Annotated in this window: 13 protein-coding genes; 7 read left to right on the forward strand and 6 right to left on the reverse strand. The window is 57.0% G+C overall.

What is annotated here, in order from left to right; all coding sequences use genetic code 11:
- The first annotated feature begins 154 nt into the window (after positions 1–154).
- From potA to potD, 4 genes are read left to right on the forward strand one after another with little or no spacing between them, the layout of a single operon-like run.
- Complete coding sequence (potA, locus tag UR504_RS03170) at positions 155–1,297, forward strand: spermidine/putrescine ABC transporter ATP-binding protein PotA (protein ID WP_302235035.1); 1,143 nt, start codon at positions 155–157, stop codon at positions 1,295–1,297.
- Complete coding sequence (gene potB / locus UR504_RS03175; protein WP_045401925.1) at positions 1,281–2,138, forward strand: spermidine/putrescine ABC transporter permease PotB; 858 nt, start codon at positions 1,281–1,283, stop codon at positions 2,136–2,138. Before potA ends, potB begins: the two co-directional genes overlap by 17 nt.
- Positions 2,135–2,926, forward strand: a complete 792-nt coding sequence (potC, locus tag UR504_RS03180) for a spermidine/putrescine ABC transporter permease PotC (protein WP_033145228.1) — start codon at positions 2,135–2,137, stop codon at positions 2,924–2,926. Before potB ends, potC begins: the two co-directional genes overlap by 4 nt.
- Positions 2,923–3,957 carry a spermidine/putrescine ABC transporter substrate-binding protein PotD gene (gene potD, locus UR504_RS03185; protein ID WP_248173509.1) on the forward strand — a complete coding sequence of 345 codons (1,035 nt, stop codon included), beginning with the start codon at positions 2,923–2,925 and terminating at the stop codon, positions 3,955–3,957. The genes potC and potD overlap by 4 nt, the downstream gene beginning before the upstream one ends.
- A 46-nt stretch (positions 3,958–4,003) precedes the next feature.
- Here the strand turns inward: potD and UR504_RS03190 are convergent, their stop codons facing one another.
- Entirely contained in the window at positions 4,004–5,233 is a 1,230-nt protein-coding gene (locus UR504_RS03190) for an EAL and HDOD domain-containing protein (protein WP_115874747.1), read from the reverse strand.
- A 237-nt stretch (positions 5,234–5,470) separates the two neighbouring features.
- Between UR504_RS03190 and UR504_RS03195 the strand changes: the two genes are divergently transcribed.
- Positions 5,471–7,402, forward strand: a complete 1,932-nt coding sequence (locus UR504_RS03195; protein WP_302234742.1) for a methyl-accepting chemotaxis protein — start codon at positions 5,471–5,473, stop codon at positions 7,400–7,402.
- Between the two features lie 45 nt (positions 7,403–7,447).
- On the opposite strand, the gene cobB is transcribed toward UR504_RS03195, so the two are convergent.
- The 5 genes from cobB to lolC are packed head-to-tail and all read right to left on the reverse strand — an operon-like array spanning position 7,448 to position 12,386.
- A complete protein-coding gene (gene cobB, locus UR504_RS03200; protein WP_021240739.1) occupies positions 7,448–8,269 on the reverse strand; it encodes a Sir2 family NAD+-dependent deacetylase in 822 nt (273 codons plus the stop codon).
- 14 nt (positions 8,270–8,283) lie between these two features.
- The gene (gene nagK / locus UR504_RS03205; RefSeq protein WP_271367666.1) at positions 8,284–9,195 is read right to left on the reverse strand and encodes an N-acetylglucosamine kinase; all 912 of its coding nucleotides are present in this window, start codon (positions 9,193–9,195) and stop codon (positions 8,284–8,286) included.
- 53 nt (positions 9,196–9,248) lie between these two features.
- A complete protein-coding gene (lolE, locus tag UR504_RS03210) occupies positions 9,249–10,493 on the reverse strand; it encodes a lipoprotein-releasing ABC transporter permease subunit LolE (RefSeq protein WP_302234741.1) in 1,245 nt (414 codons plus the stop codon).
- Positions 10,493–11,194, reverse strand: coding sequence for a lipoprotein-releasing ABC transporter ATP-binding protein LolD (lolD, locus tag UR504_RS03215; protein WP_008500772.1), 702 nt, complete (start codon positions 11,192–11,194; stop codon positions 10,493–10,495). The genes lolE and lolD overlap by 1 nt, the downstream gene beginning before the upstream one ends.
- Positions 11,187–12,386, reverse strand: coding sequence for a lipoprotein-releasing ABC transporter permease subunit LolC (lolC, locus tag UR504_RS03220; protein WP_127730410.1), 1,200 nt, complete (start codon positions 12,384–12,386; stop codon positions 11,187–11,189). Before lolC ends, lolD begins: the two co-directional genes overlap by 8 nt.
- 256 nt (positions 12,387–12,642) lie before the next feature.
- Here lolC and UR504_RS03225 point away from each other — a divergent pair, with 256 nt between their 5' ends.
- Complete coding sequence (locus UR504_RS03225; RefSeq protein WP_320739323.1) at positions 12,643–13,716, forward strand: acyltransferase family protein; 1,074 nt, start codon at positions 12,643–12,645, stop codon at positions 13,714–13,716.
- A gap of 149 nt (positions 13,717–13,865) precedes the next feature.
- Complete coding sequence (gene mfd / locus UR504_RS03230) at positions 13,866–17,312, forward strand: transcription-repair coupling factor (protein ID WP_111965551.1); 3,447 nt, start codon at positions 13,866–13,868, stop codon at positions 17,310–17,312.
- Positions 17,313–17,364: the final 52 nt, after the last annotated feature.

The following is a 17,364-nucleotide window of genomic DNA, read 5'->3' on the forward strand; positions in this document are numbered from 1 at the left end:
CGAGAATATTTTCCGTTTTTATCGTTATGCGTTAGTAAATGTAGCTTATGAATCAGTGACAAGGATTGGCGATTACCGGGGATTGCCGTAGAATGTCCGCCCTCATTACGAGTCACCAAGGTGGTTACACACAAACCCCGCTTCAGTCTGCTGCCTGAGGCGTCTATATGGGACAGCGCAAAAATTGAATACACAAACCCGTTCACCGCTGGTGAAACTGGAACGAATTCGTAAAAGTTTTGATGGCAAAGACGTTATTTCCGACCTCACTCTCACCATCAATGACGGTGAATTTCTGACGCTGCTTGGCCCCTCCGGCTGCGGCAAAACAACCGTACTGCGCCTTATCGCCGGGCTGGAAAGCGTCGATAACGGCCATATCCATCTAGAGAACCAGGACATTACCCGGGTTCCTGCCGAAGATCGCCACGTTAATACCGTCTTTCAGAGTTATGCCCTGTTCCCGCACATGACCGTTTTTGAAAACGTGGCGTTTGGCCTGCGGATGCAAAAAACCCCGGCGCATGAGATCGAACCGCGCGTCACCGACGCCCTGCGCATGGTACAGCTTGAGACGTTTGCCCAGCGTAAACCCCATCAGCTTTCCGGCGGCCAGCAGCAGCGCGTGGCCATCGCCCGCGCCGTGGTTAACAAGCCGCGTCTGCTCCTGCTGGATGAATCCCTCTCCGCGCTGGATTACAAGCTGCGCAAGCAGATGCAGAACGAGCTCAAAGCCCTGCAGCGCAAGCTCGGCATTACCTTTGTCTTCGTCACCCACGATCAGGAAGAAGCCCTGACCATGTCAGACCGCATCGTGGTGATGCGCGACGGCAAAATCGAGCAGGACGGCACGCCGCGCGAAATCTACGAAGAGCCGAAGAACCTGTTTGTCGCCAGCTTCATTGGCGAGATCAATATCTTTGACGCCACGGTGATTGAACGTCTGGACGACCAGCGCGTGCTCGCCAGCGTCGAAGGACGCGAATGCAATATCACGGTGAATTTCCCCGTCGAGAAGGGACAAAAGCTCAACGTTCTGCTGCGCCCGGAAGATCTGCGCGTCGATGAAATCCACGGCAATACCGAGGCCGAAGGGTTAATCGGCTATATCCGCGAGCGCAACTACAAAGGCATGACCCTGGAGTCTGTTGTCGAGCTGGAGAACGGCAAAATGGTGATGGTCAGCGAGTTCTTTAACGAGGATGACCCTGACTTCGACCACTCGCTCGACCAGAAAATGGTTGTCAACTGGGTAGAAAGCTGGGAGGTTGTGCTGGCTGATGAAGAATACAAGTAAGTTCCAGAATGTGGTGATTGCCACGATCGTCGGTTGGCTTGTGTTGTTTGTCTTTTTACCCAACCTGATGATCATCGCCACCAGCTTCCTGACCCGCGACGACGCTAACTTCGTTTCGCTGGTCTTTACGCTGGATAACTACGCGCGCCTGCTCGATCCGCTCTATTTTGACGTGCTGCTGCACTCGCTCAATATGGCGCTAATTGCCACCGTTGCCTGCCTGGTGCTCGGGTATCCCTTCGCATGGTTCCTGGCGGGCCTGCCGCAAAAGGTGCGGCCCCTGCTGCTGTTTTTACTGATTGTTCCATTCTGGACCAACTCGTTAATCCGCATCTACGGGCTGAAAATCTTCCTCAGCACCAAAGGCTACCTCAATGAGTTTCTACTGTGGCTGGGGGTGATTGATACGCCGATCCGCATCATGTTTACCCCGAGCGCGGTCATTATCGGCCTGGTCTATATCCTGCTGCCGTTTATGGTAATGCCGCTCTACTCCAGCATAGAGAAGCTGGATAAACCGCTGCTGGAAGCGGCAAGAGATCTGGGTGCCAACAAGCTCCAGACCTTTATCCGCATTATCATCCCGCTGACCATGCCCGGTATTATCGCGGGCTGTTTGCTGGTCATGCTTCCGGCCATGGGTCTGTTCTACGTTTCTGACCTGATGGGTGGCGCGAAAAACCTGCTGATTGGGAATGTGATCAAGAGTCAGTTCCTGAACATTCGCGACTGGCCGTTCGGGTCCGCCACCAGCATCACGCTGACGGTGGTGATGGGTCTGATGCTGCTGGTCTACTGGCGCGCTTCACGGCTGCTGAACAAGAAGGTGGAACTCGAATGATCGGTCGACTGCTTCGCGGCGGTTTTATGACCGCCATTTACGCTTACCTGTATATCCCGATCGTTATTTTGATCGTGAACTCGTTTAACAGCTCACGCTTCGGGATTAACTGGCAGGGCTTTACCACCAGCTGGTACAGCCTGCTGATGAACAACGACAGCCTGCTGCAGGCCGCTCAGCACTCGCTGACGATGGCGATCTTCTCCGCCACCTTTGCCACGCTAATTGGTTCTCTGACCGCCGTGGCGCTCTACCGCTACCGCTTTCGCGGTAAACCGTTCGTCAGCGGCATGCTGTTTGTGGTGATGATGTCGCCGGATATCGTGATGGCGATTTCGCTGCTGGTGCTGTTTATGCTGCTGGGCGTACAGCTTGGCTTCTGGTCGCTGCTGTTTTCCCATATCACCTTCTGCCTGCCGTTTGTGGTGGTGACCGTCTTTGCGCGCCTGAAAGGGTTCGACGTGCGCATGCTGGAGGCGGCGAAAGATCTGGGCGCCAGCGAGATGACAATCCTGCGCAAAATCATCCTGCCGCTGGCGATGCCCGCCGTGGCGGCCGGATGGCTGCTGAGCTTTACCCTGTCGATGGATGACGTGGTGGTCTCCTCCTTCGTGACCGGGCCGAGCTATGAAATTCTGCCGTTGAAAATCTATTCGATGGTGAAAGTCGGCGTTTCACCCGAGGTGAACGCGCTGGCGACCATTCTGCTGGTATTTTCGCTGGTTCTGGTGATCGCCAGCCAGGTTATTGCTCGTGATAAAACAAAATCTCAGGGGACAATGAAATGAAAAAAATGCTCGCCGCTGCGGCGCTGGTGCTCGGCATGGGTGCCGCGCACGCTGATGACAGCAAAACGCTCTACTTCTACAACTGGACCGAGTACGTGCCGCCGGGCCTGCTGGAACAGTTCACAAAGGAGACGGGCATCAAGGTGATCTACTCGACCTACGAGTCGAATGAAACCATGTACGCCAAGCTGAAAACTTACAAAGATGGCGCGTACGATCTGGTGGTTCCTTCCACCTACTTTGTCGACAAAATGCGCAAAGAGGGCATGATCCAGAAGATCGACAAAACGAAGCTTACCCATTTTTCAAACCTCGATCCTGAGATGCTCAACAAGCCGTTCGACCCGAATAACGACTACTCCATTCCGTATATCTGGGGGGCAACCGCGATTGGCGTTAACAGCGAGGCCGTCGAACCGAAATCGGTGACAAGCTGGGCCGATCTGTGGAAACCGGAATACAAGGGCAGCCTGCTGTTGACCGACGACGCACGCGAAGTGTTCCAGGTGGCACTGCGCAAGCTGGGCTACTCGGGCAATACGACGGATCCTAAAGAGATTGAAGCGGCGTATGCCGAGCTGAAAAAGCTGATGCCTAACGTGGCGGCATTCAACTCTGATAACCCGGCAAACCCGTATATGGAAGGCGAAGTAAATCTGGGGATGGTCTGGAACGGCTCCGCGTATGTTGCCCGTCAGGCCGGTACGCCGCTTGAGGTGGTCTGGCCGAAAGAAGGTGGGATTTTCTGGATGGACAGCCTGTCTATTCCGGCCAATGCGAAAAACGTTGAAGGGGCGCATAAGCTGATTAACTTCCTGCTGCGCCCGGACGTGGCGAAACAGGTTGCCGAGACGATTGGCTACCCGACGCCAAACCTCGCCGCACGCAAGCTGCTGAAGCCTGACGTGGCTAACGATAAATCGCTCTATCCGGATGCCGAAACCATCAGCAAAGGCGAATGGCAGAACGATGTCGGCGACGCCAGCCGCCTCTACGAAGAGTATTACCAGAAGTTAAAAGCGGGCCGGTAACGGTATCGCGTTCTTCCTCACGCCGCCTGTACGGCGTGAGGAAGGATTAACTGACCGCATTCTCTCCTGCCCAGATCGTCGCCTTTCGCATCGCCTCAACCACTTCTTCATCCGACAGCCCCAGCCTCTGACGTACTCTGGTCGCTTCGTCCCACTGCTGCTGTTCATAGTAACGGCAAAGGTTAATCATATCGGCTAACCGTCCTTCCTGATGACAAAGCGCGTTGCTCACGCTCTGCGGGACCGCAATTTGCTTCATCAACTCTGCCATCGGCAGCTCAAGGAGGGTATCCAGAAGAGAAAACAGGCCGCACATGAACGCATTTTCAGCCAGAATCGGTTCGTTCATCGTCTCTGCGATCAGCTCGCAGAACTTGCCGCGCATCATGCTCAGCGGATAAAGCTCGCTGACGGTATCATTGCCCGCACTGGCGAGGACCACGACGGCAACAAACCGTCGGAGCTGATTTTCGCCAAGATACCTGAGCACCTCGCTCAGGGTTAACTTGCTGAAATTACAGGCGCCGACATGCTTAAACGCCGTATGCTTCATATAGCGCATGATTTTATAAGAGAGCGTGAGATCGGTTTTTATCAACGACTCGATAATTCGAAAATCAGGCTTATTGCGTCCGACCTCCATTTGCAGTCGAAAAATCGCCAGCTGATTTTGCGACAGCCGTTTATATTTAATGACCTCCGGGCGGCAGAAAAAATAGCCTTGAAAAAGGGAAAACCCCTCGTCCCTGTATTGGTTGAATTCCTCTTTAGTCTCAATTTTTTCAGCGAGATATTTAATATGACCGGTCAGATGTTTACGCGTTTTCAGATACTGTTTAATTTGCGCTAAGGTGTAATTTCTGACGTCAAATTTCAGTATTGAAATATAGGGTAAAAAAGCATCCCATTCTGGTGCAAGGGTGAAATCATCAAGCGCAAACTGATAACCATGCGCATTCATCTCCCTGACGGCCTGCAGCAGTTCCGCTCCCGGCACAGCATCTTCAAGGATCTCAATGACCACGCTCTCTTTATCCAGCGCTTCTCCACTGCGGTCTATGACCATTCGCGAAGGGAAATTAATAAACGACGTATGTGCCCCGGCGATGCGCTGGGACGGCACGCATAAAAACTGATCGGATATCATTCTGGAGGTGGCATATTCCGCCGACACATCCGGAAAACGGTTTGTCATCCCGTCTCTAAAGAGCAGCTCATAGGCCACCGTCTTCATCTCAGGGTTAAAAATGGGTTGTCGCGCAATAAATCCGTACATATCCCATCCTCCTTTACCACTTAATATTTATTAGCATCCTCTTTCTACACGATGATAACGAGCATTATCGAGCGCTATTTTGATTGAATGCACAAAATAAAAGCATCCACACTAATTAACGGGATTAAATATTCTGGAATTTAAATTAAATATATCCGGCGCTCTACAGAAAGAGGATGAAATATCCGATAAGTACTGTGTGCCTGCCCGACATGCACAACATTACGGGAGATGAGAATGAAAGACGCCATGGTCCGAAAACAAAAAATAAGAGTCAAGACGTTGATGCTATTGTCCATTTTCCTCACCGTGACGGTGGGCTTTACGGCAACGATCGGGTTTATGATGTGGCAGTGGATGGCGCAGCAGGAGGTGCTGGCCAAAAAACATATCCGCCAGATAGCCGAGGTACAGGCTTTACAGGTCAGCAAACAGCTGGATTCCGCCCTGACTGCCGCCCGGGATATGGGCAACAGCGCCCTGGCACTGCGCGAGGCGGGCGTATCCGACCGCCAGAGCCTGAACCAGCTGCTTATCCACTACCTCTCGGCTCACCCACAGTTTCTCTCCATGTCGATGGCCTTTGAGCCCAACGCGTTCGACGATAAAGATGCCGCCTTTGCCGGTCAGAGCGGTGAAGATCCTGCCGGACGCTACGCCCGCTACGTCGACCGCGATGCCACCGGCAAACCGGCATTACACCTGCTGACTGACATCGAAACACCCGGCAGCGGTGATTATTACCTGCTGCCGAAACAGCGGCATAAAGATGTGATCATCGAGCCCTATATTTACCCCTACAACGGCGTGGACGTGATGCTCACCTCGATTGCCGCACCCATCATGCGTGACGGACAGTTTCTGGGTTCGGTCACCTCTGACTTCTCCCTCGCCACGCTGCAGTCCACGATCGGCGCGATTAAACCGTGGAACGGCACAGGCTACGCCCTGCTCCTCTCAGCGGGTAATAACGTGGTGTCCAGCCCGGACAAACAGGCGGCAGGCAAGCCATACGCGGGTCAGATTGCCGGTCATGACGTCACCCGGGTAAACGATCCGCTGCTGAAGGAGGACGTGTTCATCACCTGGCAGGACATCGCCGTCGGTAACAGCCAGACGCCGTGGAAGCTGGCCATTATTACTCCGGTTAGCGAAGTGATGGCCGAAGCGCGGGCATTTTTACTGAAAGCCATCATCATGATGATGTTAAGCATCGTTGCGGTCAGCCTGGTGATGGCCCAGATCTTTACCCGCAAGGTTGACCGTCCGGTTGGAGGGGAACCTTCGGAGGCCGCCGGGATCGCCCTGGCCGTTGCCCGGGGAGAGCTGAACAACACCATCCCGGTTCGTTCCGGGGATACCCACAGCATTTTTTATGCCCTGCACACCATGCAGACGCAGCTCAAGCGCATCGTCGACAACATCAGCGAAGCCAGCCACTCCGTGCACGGCGGCACCAGCGAAATTTCGGCGGGCAACCTTGACCTCGCCTCACGTACCGAAGAACAGGCGGCGGCGATTGTTGAAACAGCAGCCAGCATGGAAGAGATTTCGGTCACGGTTAAAAATAATGCCGACAACGCCCACAAGGCGACCACGCTGACCGATCGCGCCGCGAGCCTCGCCGGGCATGGCGAAACGCTGGTAAACGACGTGGTGATGGTGATCGGAGAGATTGACGAGAGCGCGCGTAAGATCGGTGAGATTAACAGCATCGTCGACGGCATCGCCTTCCAGACCAATATCCTGGCGCTGAATGCTGCCGTTGAAGCGGCGCGCGCGGGCGAACAGGGGCGCGGTTTCGCAGTGGTCGCAGGTGAAGTGCGCAACCTGGCCCAGCGAAGCGCTAACGCGGCTAAAGAAATTTCCCAGCTGATTGCCGAGTCCTCAGGCCGCGTCAGCAAAGGCGTTGAGCTGGTCAATGAAACCGGCGTAATGATGAAACAGGTGATTGATGCGGTGTCGCACGTGCATCTGGTCATCAACGACATTGTCCAGGCGCTGGACGAGCAGAACCGCGGGATAAGCCAGGTCAGTACCGCCGTTAACCAGATGGACAGCACCACCCAGCAGAACGCCTCTCTGGTTCAGCAGATCTCCGCTGCGGCGCTCTCGCTGGACGAGCAGGCTAAATCGCTGGAGAAGACGCTGGCGTTCTTTCATTCTTAAATAAAAAGGCACCCGCTGGGCGGGTGCCTTTTCAGGCGATTGCCGTTACAGCCCTTTCAGCAGCTTGTCGACAAACTCCGGGACGACCGTGCTTGCCAGGCCATAGTGTTTCTCTTCAAACTCGCTGCCTACCTGGCTTGGCTCAAGGTTGAGCTCTACCGTATGCGCACCGTGCAGTCGCGCTTCGTGGACAAACCCTGCCGCAGGGTAAACGTGGCCGGATGTTCCGATGGCGATAAACACGTCGGCCATCGCCAGCGCGCTGTAGATCTCATCCATTCCCAGCGGCATTTCGCCAAACCAGACCACGTGAGGACGCAGGCGCGACGGGAACTGGCAGCAGTGGCACTTATCCTCTGGCAGAACGTCCTCTTTCCAGTCCAGCACCTGACCGCTCCATGCGCAGCGAACCTTGAGCAGCTCGCCGTGCATGTGGATGATGTTCTTGTTACCGGCCCGTTCGTGGAGGTTGTCGATATTCTGCGTCACCAGCAGAAAACGATCGCCCAGCGCCTCTTCCAGCTTCGCCAGCGCCAGATGCGCCGCATTCGGCGCGACGTCAGGCTGCTGAAGCTGACGACGGCGTGCGTTGTAAAATGCCTGCACGAGATCCGGGTCACGGGCAAAGCCTTCCGGCGTGGCGACATCCTCCACGCGGTGCTCTTCCCACAGCCCGTCCGCCGCGCGGAAGGTTCGAATTCCTGACTCGGCCGAGATCCCCGCTCCGGTCAGCACCACCACTCTGGGTTTATCCATCGCTTCTGGCATCATTCTGTCTCTGAAAAAGATCCGCTGGCGCAAGCGCTCACGCAAGCGGCGTTTGTTTTTGCGAAAACGGCTGAGTCGACCCTGGCGACGCGACAGCATAGAAACCTCGTAAACTAATCGGTGAGATGAAGGAATGCGGCTCCGCGCATGCCTCCTGCGTCCCCGTGTCGCGCGCGTTCAATACGCGGCACGCGGGCAACCGGCAATAAATGTCGGGGCAAACGCCCGGACAACCGTTCCGTAATCGCGGTAAAGTTTGAAAGCCCTCCCCCGATCACCAGCAGATCCGGGTCGACGATGGTGAGAATATTTCCCAGACACACCGCCAGCAGATCCAGGTAGCGCTCGACGTGCTCACGCGCCTGCGCATCCCCTTGCTCCCACAGGGTAATGATTTGAGGGGCCTCAAGTTTCTGATGATAGAAGTGTTCGTAAAGCCATGCAAACCCGCGGCCTGACAGGTAGTTCTCAATACAGCCGTGCTGCCCGCAGCCGCAGCGTGTCAGCGGGAAATCACGCCCCACCACTTCCAGCGCGTCCACCGGCAGGCGGATATGGCCAAACTCGCCGGTAATGTAGCTGCGGCCGGTGATGGGCTTACCGTTGATGACGATTCCTCCGCCGACGCCGGTACCGAGGATCAGCCCCATCACCAGAGAATATTGACGGAATTCATCATCCCAGGCTTCAGAGAGCGCGAAGCAGTTGGCATCGTTGTCTAAACGCACGTCGCGTTCAAGGAGAGCTGAGAGATCGGCACGCAGCGGTTTACCGCTGGCGGCAGGCACGTTGGCCGCGTACAGCGTACCGTCGTCGGTTTCGGGCATGCCCGGAATGCCAATGCCGACGCTGCCTTTGACCCCAAAGCGTTCATCCGCCTGAGCCACCAGCGCGGCAATGGCGGTTAAAAATTCGTCATAACTTTCGCGCGGCGTAGGAACGCGGGTTTCCCACTGCAGTTTGAGGTTTTTATCAAACACGCCGAGCGCAATCTTGGTGCCGCCAATATCAAATCCATAATACATAACGCATTCCTCTTTCGATCTGGCGACCCGAAAGCCGCTAGATCATGACGTAATTACTGGCCACTTAATACCCTCGCCGGATCAATTCGGCTTGCGCGACGCGCCGGATACCAGCTTGCCAGCAGACTCAGTAAAAGTGCTGTAAGCAGCACATAAAAAACATCCAGCCAGTGCAGTTCAGACGGCAGGAAGTCAATAAAATAGATATCACCCGACAGGAACTGGTGACCAATAAGCTTTTCAATACCGTTGATAATCGGCGTCAGCTGCAGGGAAACCACCACGCCAATCACCACGCCGCACAGGCTACCGAACAGACCCGCCAGCAAACCGTACCAGACGAAGATGGCGCGAATAAGACCGTCTTTCGCCCCCAGCGTACGCAGCACGGCGATGTCGCCGCTCTTGTCCTTGACCGCCATCACCAGCGTCGAAACGATATTAAAGCACGCCACGCCAATCACCAGCACCATCGCCAGATACATGATGGCGCGGATCATCTGGATATCACGGTACATATACCCGTAAGTGCCGATCCAGCTTTTGATGTAGACATAGTTATTGGTCACGCTGCCCGCGTCACGCACCAGTTTGTTGGCGTTAAAGACGTCGTTCACCTTAATGGCAATGCCCGTCACGCTGTTGCCCATGTCGAGATACTGCCGCGCATCCTCCATCGGCACCATCGCAAAGCTGTGGTCAAGCTGACCGCTCAGCTGAAGAATACCAGTAACGTGCAGGCGCACGCGTTTTGGCTGCTGCAGTTTGTGGTCGGTGCTGGCGTTCGGGATCATGATTGACACCCAGTCGCCCTGCTTCACCTTCAGAGCATCGGCAACGCCTTTACCCATGATGATCTGCTGCTCGCCAGCCTTAAAGTTGGCCCACGCGCCGTTCTGCACATAGTTTGGCAGCGCGCTGAGACGCGCTTCCTGCGCCGGGTTGACCCCTTTAACCTGAATGGCGCGCAGGTTTACCCCGCTTTCCACCAGCCCGGTAAAGTTAATGTAGGGCGCGGCCGCGGCGATGCCCGGCACTTTTTCAACTTTGGTGAGCGCATCGCTCCAGTTCGTCCACGGCTGGTTAACCGGCTCGATCTCCCCGTGCGGCACCACCGCCAGAATGCGGTTATTCAGCTCGCGCTCGAAGCCGTTCATGGCGCTTAAGCCCACAATCAGCACCGCCACGCCCAGCGCAATACCGATGGTCGAGATGACGGAGATCAGCGACACCATGCCGCCGCGACGGCGGCCGCGGCTAAAACGTAAACCGATGAGTAACGATAACGGTGACGCCATTACTCTGCTCCCATCAGGGTCAGTTCCGCGTTCAGATGACCGTCGCGCATCTCAAGCTGACGCCCCATGCGTTTTGCCAGCTGCAGATCGTGGGTTACGACCAGAAACGCGGTGCCCTGCGAGGCGTTCAGCTCGCCCAGAAGCTGGAAAATACTGTCCGCATTACGGGCGTCCAGGTTCCCGGTGGGCTCATCCGCCAGCACCAGACGCGGGTTGTTGACCAGCGCACGGGCAATCGCCACGCGCTGGCGCTCGCCGCCGGACAGCTCCGACGGACGGTGGTTTCCGCGATGGCCCAGCCCTACCGCTTTCAGCATGTCGCTGGCGCGGGCGTTAATCTCTGCCGGTTTCTTTTTGCCAATCAGCAGCGGCATCGCGACGTTTTCCAGCGCCGTGAAGTCCGGCAGCAGATGGTGAAACTGGTAGATAAAGCCCAGCTCGCGGTTGCGCAGCTCGGCCTTCGCCGCCGAGGACATTTTGCTCATCGGCTGGCCGGAGAAAATCACGTCGCCGTTGGTTGGGGTATCCAGCCCGCCCAGCAGATGCAGCAGCGTACTTTTGCCCGAGCCGGAGCTGCCGACAATCGCCATCATCTCGCCTTCGCCCACGCTGAAGCTCACATTGTGCAGCACGTCGGTTTGCACAGTGCCTTCCTGATAGCGTTTGGACAGGTTGTCGCATTGCAACAGGATCTTATTCATAACGTAAAGCCTCAGCGGGTTGAGTGGCGGCGGCGCGCCAGGAAGGATAAAGCGTAGAAAGCAGCGCAATGGCCATCGCGGCCAGCGCAATACCGACCACCTGCAGCGGCTCGATAGCCACCGGCAGCGCCGCGCCGTCGAGCAGGGCGCCGATGATCGGCATTAAGTTATTGAGCTGGCTGGCAAGCAGCGCACCCAGCACCGCCCCGAGCAGCGCACCGATGATACCGGCGCTGGCGCCCTGCACCATAAACACGGCCATGATCTGGCGCGGCGTCAGACCCTGGGTTTGCAGGATAGCGACCTCGCCCTGCTTCTCCATCACCATCAGGCCCAGCGAGGTGATGATGTTAAATGCCGCCACGGCGACGATCAGGCTCAGCAGCAGCCCCATCATGTTTTTCTCCATCCGCACGGCCTGGAACAGCTCGCCTTTACGCTCGCGCCAGTCCTGCCATTTGGTGCCGTCCGGCAGTTTTTGCTGGCTGAGGGTATCCACCTTCAGCGGCGCGTCAAGCCACAGGCGCCAGCCGGTGATATTTCCGGCCGGGTAGCGCATCAGGCGTGACGCGTCCTGGATGTTAACCAGCATCTGGTAGCCATCGACTTCGCTGTTGGCGGCAAAAGTACCAATCACGTTAAACAGACGCTGGCTTGGCAAACGCCCCATCGGCGTAAACTGGCTGGCAGAAGGGACCATTACGCGCAGCTGATCGCCACGGTTGACGCCAAGCTGTCCGGCAAGCTGCTCGCCCAGAATCACGTTGTATTTCCCGGCTTCCAGGTCGGTCTGCTTCACGTTAACGAGATACGGCGTCAGCGGATCGTTTTGCGTCGGGTCGATACCCAGCATCACGCCGACCGCCACGCTGCGGGCGCTTTGCAGCACCACGTCGCCGGTGGTCAACGGCGCTACGCGCGTAACGCCCTGTAACTTCGCCGCGCTTTCCGGCAGCTGCTGCGGGTTAACCGAGCCGTTAGTGGATGAGAGTACGGCCTGCGGCATCAGCCCCAGGATGTTGTTTTGCAGCTCGCGCTCGAAGCCATTCATGACGGAAAGCACCGTCACCAGAGCCATCACGCCAAGCGTAATGCCAATAGTCGATAGCCAGGAGACAAAGCGACCGAAGCGGTCCGCGGCGCGCCCACGCATGTAGCGTAAGCCTATGAAGAGTGCGACAGGTTGATACATGAAGTCCGTCTGTTTGCTGATAGCAGACCCACGAGTATATAAGCGAATCCGTTAAGCGTAAATGACTGAAACCGTAAGCTTTGGTAATCATTTTTCCAAAAAATTCAGACAAATCAGGGTACTAATATCTGAAACCGCCCCTCGCAACCTCCACCTTTTCCGAAAAACCTCCTGATACAGACTGTTACCCATTACAGCACGGTTTCGTTTAACAACAATTGCTCGTTCGTCTATGGCAATAAGGTAGTTGCGAACAATGAAGCAAAAAGCATTATGGATTAACCAGATAAAAGGGCTGTGTATCTGCCTGGTGGTTATCTATCATTCGGTTATCACGTTTTATCCGCATCTGATCGGGCTGCAACACCCGCTCTCCGGCCTTCTCGCCAAATGCTGGGTCTATTTTAATCTCTATCTTGCCCCCTTCCGTATGCCGGTCTTTTTCTTTATCTCCGGCTATCTGATCCGTCGTTATATTGACGAGGTGGACTGGCGAACCAGTCTCGACAAGCGAATCTGGAGCATTGTCTGGGTGCTGGCGCTGTGGGGGATTTTGCAATGGCAGGCGCTGACCCACCTGAATGCCTGGCTGGCGCCCGATCGCGAGCTTGCCACCTCGTCGAACGCGGCCTACGCCGACTCGCTCTCGGGATTTGTGCAAGGCATGCTCACTGCCAGCACCAGCCTGTGGTATCTGTATGCCCTGGTCGTGTACTTCACGCTGTGTAAACTGCTGAGCCGCTGGAAGCTGCCGATGCTGGGGCTGCTGGCGCTGGCAAGCATCGCGATCAACTTCCTGCCGCTGCCGTGGTGGGGAATGAACAGCGTGGTCCGCAACATGATCTACTACAGTCTCGGGGCGTGGTATGGCGCGACGCTGATGGCGTGGATGAAAAGCGTCAGCCTGCGCCGCCTCTGGCTGGCAACCGTCGCTTTCGCCGCCGTCTCCGTGGTGCTGTGGTTTGCTAACGTTCCGCTGCTGCTCTCATTGCTGTCGATTGTGCTGATCATGAAGCTATTCTACAGCTTTGAGCAGTGCTATGCCGTTCACCCTGACAACCTGTTGAACGTGATTGGCTCCAATACCATTGCGATTTATACCACCCACCGCATCTTGATTGAGGCCTTCAGCCTGTTCCTGATTGGCGAGATGAATGCCGCTTACTGGCCGGTCTGGGCTGAACTCACCTTAATTCTGGTCTACCCGTTTGCCAGCCTGCTGATCTGTACCCTGGCCGGGCTCGGGGTGCGTAAAATTTCCACCGCGCTGTTTGGCGACGTTTTCTTCTCTCCTCCGTCTACGCTGACCCTGTCCCCCTCAACGCGTTAATGCCCTCTCCGCCCCCGTTTCGGGGGCGTTTAGCCCTGCCGTGCGGTTACGATTTGCTTATGCAAAACGATCGAGGATAATAAAGACATTGCGTATCAGTGATATGCCCCAATACTGTTGGTATATCCATAAGAGACTCTGACATAGCCATGCCTGAACACTATCGTTATTCCTTGCCTGTCAAAGCGGGCGACCAGCGCCAGCTGGGTGAACTCACGGGCGCGGCGTGCGCCACGCTGGTGGCGGAAATCGCCGAGCGTCATCAAGGGCCGGTGATCCTGGTTGCCCCGGATATGCAAAACGCCCTGCGCCTGCACGATGAAATTCGCCAGTTCACCGATAATCTGGTGTTCAGCCTGGCCGACTGGGAAACGCTGCCCTATGACAGCTTCTCTCCGCACCAGGAGATCATCTCCTCGCGCCTGTCGACGCTCTACCAGCTTCCGACCATGCAGCGCGGCGTGCTGATTGTACCGGTGAACACCCTGATGCAGCGCGTCTGTCCGCACAGCTACCTGCACGGCCACGCGCTGGTGATGAAAAAAGGCCAGCGCCTGTCCCGTGATGCCCTGCGGGCGCAGCTTGACGGGGCCGGCTATCGCCACGTCGACCAGGTGATGGAACACGGGGAATACGCGACCCGCGGCGCGCTGCTCGACCTTTACCCGATGGGCAGCGACCAGCCGTATCGTCTGGACTTCTTTGATGATGAAATCGACAGCCTGCGCGTCTTTGACGCCGACACGCAGCGCACGCTGGAGGAAGTGGAGTCCATCAATTTACTGCCCGCGCATGAGTTCCCCACGGACAAAACCGCTATCGAACTGTTCCGCAGCCAGTGGCGCGATAGGTTCGAGGTGAAGCGCGACGCGGAACATATTTATCAGCAGGTCAGCAAAGGCACGCTGCCTGCCGGGATCGAATACTGGCAGCCGCTGTTCTTTAACGAGCCGCTGCCTGCCCTGTTCAGCTACTTCCCGGCGAATACGCTGATTGTTAACACCGGCGATATCGACGCCAGCGCCAGCCGCTTTGAAAGCGAAACCCGCGCTCGCTTCGAAAACCGGGGCGTTGACCCGATGCGTCCGCTGCTGCCGCCGGAAGCGCTGTGGCTGCGCACCGACGAGCTCAACGCCGAGCTGAAGCGCTGGCCGCGCATGCAGCTGAAAACCGATTCGCTTGCCGACAAGGCCGCCAACACCAACCTCGCCTTCCGGACGCTGCCGGACCTGGCCGTCCAGGCGCAGCAGAAATCCCCGCTGGATAATCTGCGCAAGTTCCTGGAGTCCTTTACCGGCCCGGTGGTGTTCTCCGTTGAGAGTGAAGGCCGCCGCGAAGCTTTGGGTGAGCTGCTGGGACGCATTAAGGTGGCGCCGAAGCGCATCCTGCGCCTGAGCGAAGCAACCGGAAACGGTCGTTACCTGATGATTGGCGCCGCCGAGCATGGGTTCATCGACACGCTCAACAACCTGGCGCTGATTTGCGAAAGCGACCTGCTGGGCGAGCGCGTCGCGCGCCGCCGTCAGGACAGCCGTCGAACCATCAACCCGGACACGCTGATCCGTAACCTGGCCGAGCTGCATCCGGGCCAGCCGATTGTGCACCTGGAGCATGGCGTTGGACGCTATCAGGGGATGACCACGCTGGAAGCGGGCGGTATTAAAGGTGAATACCTGATGCTCACCTACGCGAACGACGCCAAACTGTATGTTCCGGTGTCGTCCCTGCATCTGATCAGCCGCTACGCGGGCGGTGCCGAAGAGAACGCGCCGCTGCACAAGCTGGGCGGCGACGCCTGGGCGCGCGCGCGCCAGAAGGCCGCGGAAAAAGTGCGTGACGTGGCCGCCGAGCTGCTGGATATCTACGCCCAGCGCGCGGCCAAAGAGGGCTTCGCCTTTAAGCATGATAAGGAACAGTATCAGCTGTTCTGCGACAGCTTCCCGTTTGAAACCACGCCGGATCAGGCTCAGGCTATTAACGCCGTGCTGAGCGACATGTGCCAGCCGCTGGCAATGGACCGTTTAGTGTGCGGCGACGTCGGCTTCGGTAAAACCGAAGTGGCGATGCGCGCCGCCTTCCTTGCGGTGGAAAACAACAAGCAGGTGGCAGTGCTGGTGCCGACCACCCTGCTCGCTCAGCAGCACTTCGACAACTTCCGCGACCGCTTCGCCAACTGGCCGGTACGCATCGAGATGCTGTCGCGTTTTCGCAGCACCAAAGAACAGACGCAGATCCTCGAACAGGCAAGCGAAGGCAAAATCGATATTCTGATCGGCACCCATAAGCTGCTGCAAAGCGACGTGAAGTGGAAAGATTTGGGGCTGCTGATCGTCGATGAAGAGCACCGCTTCGGGGTGCGTCATAAGGAACGCATCAAAGCGATGCGCGCCGACGTCGATATCCTGACCCTGACCGCAACGCCGATCCCGCGAACCCTGAACATGGCGATGAGCGGCATGCGCGATCTGTCGATTATTGCCACGCCGCCGGCGCGCCGTCTGGCGGTAAAAACCTTCGTCCGCGAGTACGATAATCTGGTGGTGCGTGAGGCAATACTGCGTGAAGTCCTGCGCGGGGGTCAGGTCTATTACCTGTACAACGACGTGGAAAACATCCAGAAAGCGGCCGACAGGCTGGCAGAGCTGGTGCCGGAAGCGCGCATTGCTATCGGTCACGGGCAGATGCGCGAGCGCGAGCTGGAACGGGTGATGAACGACTTCCACCACCAGCGCTTTAACGTGCTCGTGTGCACCACCATCATCGAAACGGGGATCGACATTCCGACGGCGAACACCATCATCATTGAACGTGCGGATCACTTTGGCCTGGCGCAGCTTCACCAGCTGCGCGGCCGCGTCGGGCGTTCGCACCATCAGGCCTACGCCTGGCTGCTGACGCCGCACCCGAAAGCGATGACCACCGACGCGCAGAAGCGTCTGGAAGCCATCGCCTCGCTGGAAGACCTCGGCGCAGGCTTCGCGCTGGCCACGCACGATCTCGAGATCCGCGGCGCCGGCGAGCTGCTGGGTGAGGACCAGAGCGGCTCCATGGAGACCATCGGCTTCTCGCTCTATATGGAGCTGCTTGAGAACGCGGTTGATGCCCTGAAGGCCGGTCGCGAGCCGTCGCTGGAAGATCTCACCAGCCAGCAGACCGAGGTCGAGTTGCGTATGCCTTCCCTGCTGCCGGACGATTTCATTCCGGACGTGAATACCCGACTGTCGTTCTACAAGCGCATCGCCAGTGCGAAGACGGAAAACGAGCTGGAAGAGATTAAGGTTGAGCTGATCGACCGCTTTGGTCTGCTGCCCGATGCGGCGCGAAATCTGCTGGATATCGCGCGCCTGCGCCAGCAGGCGCAGAAGCTGGGCATTCGTAAGCTCGAAGGCAACGAAAAAGGCGGCGTGATTGAGTTCGCGGAGAAGAACCACGTCAACCCGATGTGGCTGATCGGCCTGCTGCAAAAACAGCCGCAGCATTTCCGTCTGGATGGCCCAACGCGTCTGAAATTTACCCAGGAGCTGACGGAGCGCAAAACCCGCATGGACTGGGTGCGTAACTTTATGCGCCAGCTGGAAGAGAACGCGATCGCCTGACCTCCCTTCCCCCGTTAGCCCAGCGCTAACGGGGGACAATTTACAAACTCTT

Source organism: Enterobacter sp. 241F3 (assembly GCF_034106785.1).
In the GTDB taxonomy this organism is placed as follows: domain Bacteria; phylum Pseudomonadota; class Gammaproteobacteria; order Enterobacterales; family Enterobacteriaceae; genus Enterobacter; species Enterobacter vonholyi.

Bases quoted from the DNA above. Each gene is read 5' to 3' on its own strand.
- UR504_RS03195 (WP_302234742.1), top strand. From the start codon at position 5,471: ATGAAAGACGCCATGGTCCGAAAACAAAAAATAAGAGTCAAGACGTTG.
- potB (WP_045401925.1), top strand. From the start codon at position 1,281: ATGAAGAATACAAGTAAGTTCCAGAATGTGGTGATTGCCACGATCGTC.
- nagK (WP_271367666.1), bottom strand. From the start codon at position 9,195: ATGTATTATGGATTTGATATTGGCGGCACCAAGATTGCGCTCGGCGTG.
- cobB (WP_021240739.1), bottom strand. From the start codon at position 8,269: ATGCTGTCGCGTCGCCAGGGTCGACTCAGCCGTTTTCGCAAAAACAAA.
- potD (WP_248173509.1), top strand. From the start codon at position 2,923: ATGAAAAAAATGCTCGCCGCTGCGGCGCTGGTGCTCGGCATGGGTGCC.
- UR504_RS03190 (WP_115874747.1), bottom strand. From the start codon at position 5,233: ATGTACGGATTTATTGCGCGACAACCCATTTTTAACCCTGAGATGAAG.
- potC (WP_033145228.1), top strand. From the start codon at position 2,135: ATGATCGGTCGACTGCTTCGCGGCGGTTTTATGACCGCCATTTACGCT.
- lolD (WP_008500772.1), bottom strand. From the start codon at position 11,194: ATGAATAAGATCCTGTTGCAATGCGACAACCTGTCCAAACGCTATCAG.
- mfd (WP_111965551.1), top strand. From the start codon at position 13,866: ATGCCTGAACACTATCGTTATTCCTTGCCTGTCAAAGCGGGCGACCAG.
- lolE (WP_302234741.1), bottom strand. From the start codon at position 10,493: ATGGCGTCACCGTTATCGTTACTCATCGGTTTACGTTTTAGCCGCGGC.
- lolC (WP_127730410.1), bottom strand. From the start codon at position 12,386: ATGTATCAACCTGTCGCACTCTTCATAGGCTTACGCTACATGCGTGGG.
- UR504_RS03225 (WP_320739323.1), top strand. From the start codon at position 12,643: ATGAAGCAAAAAGCATTATGGATTAACCAGATAAAAGGGCTGTGTATC.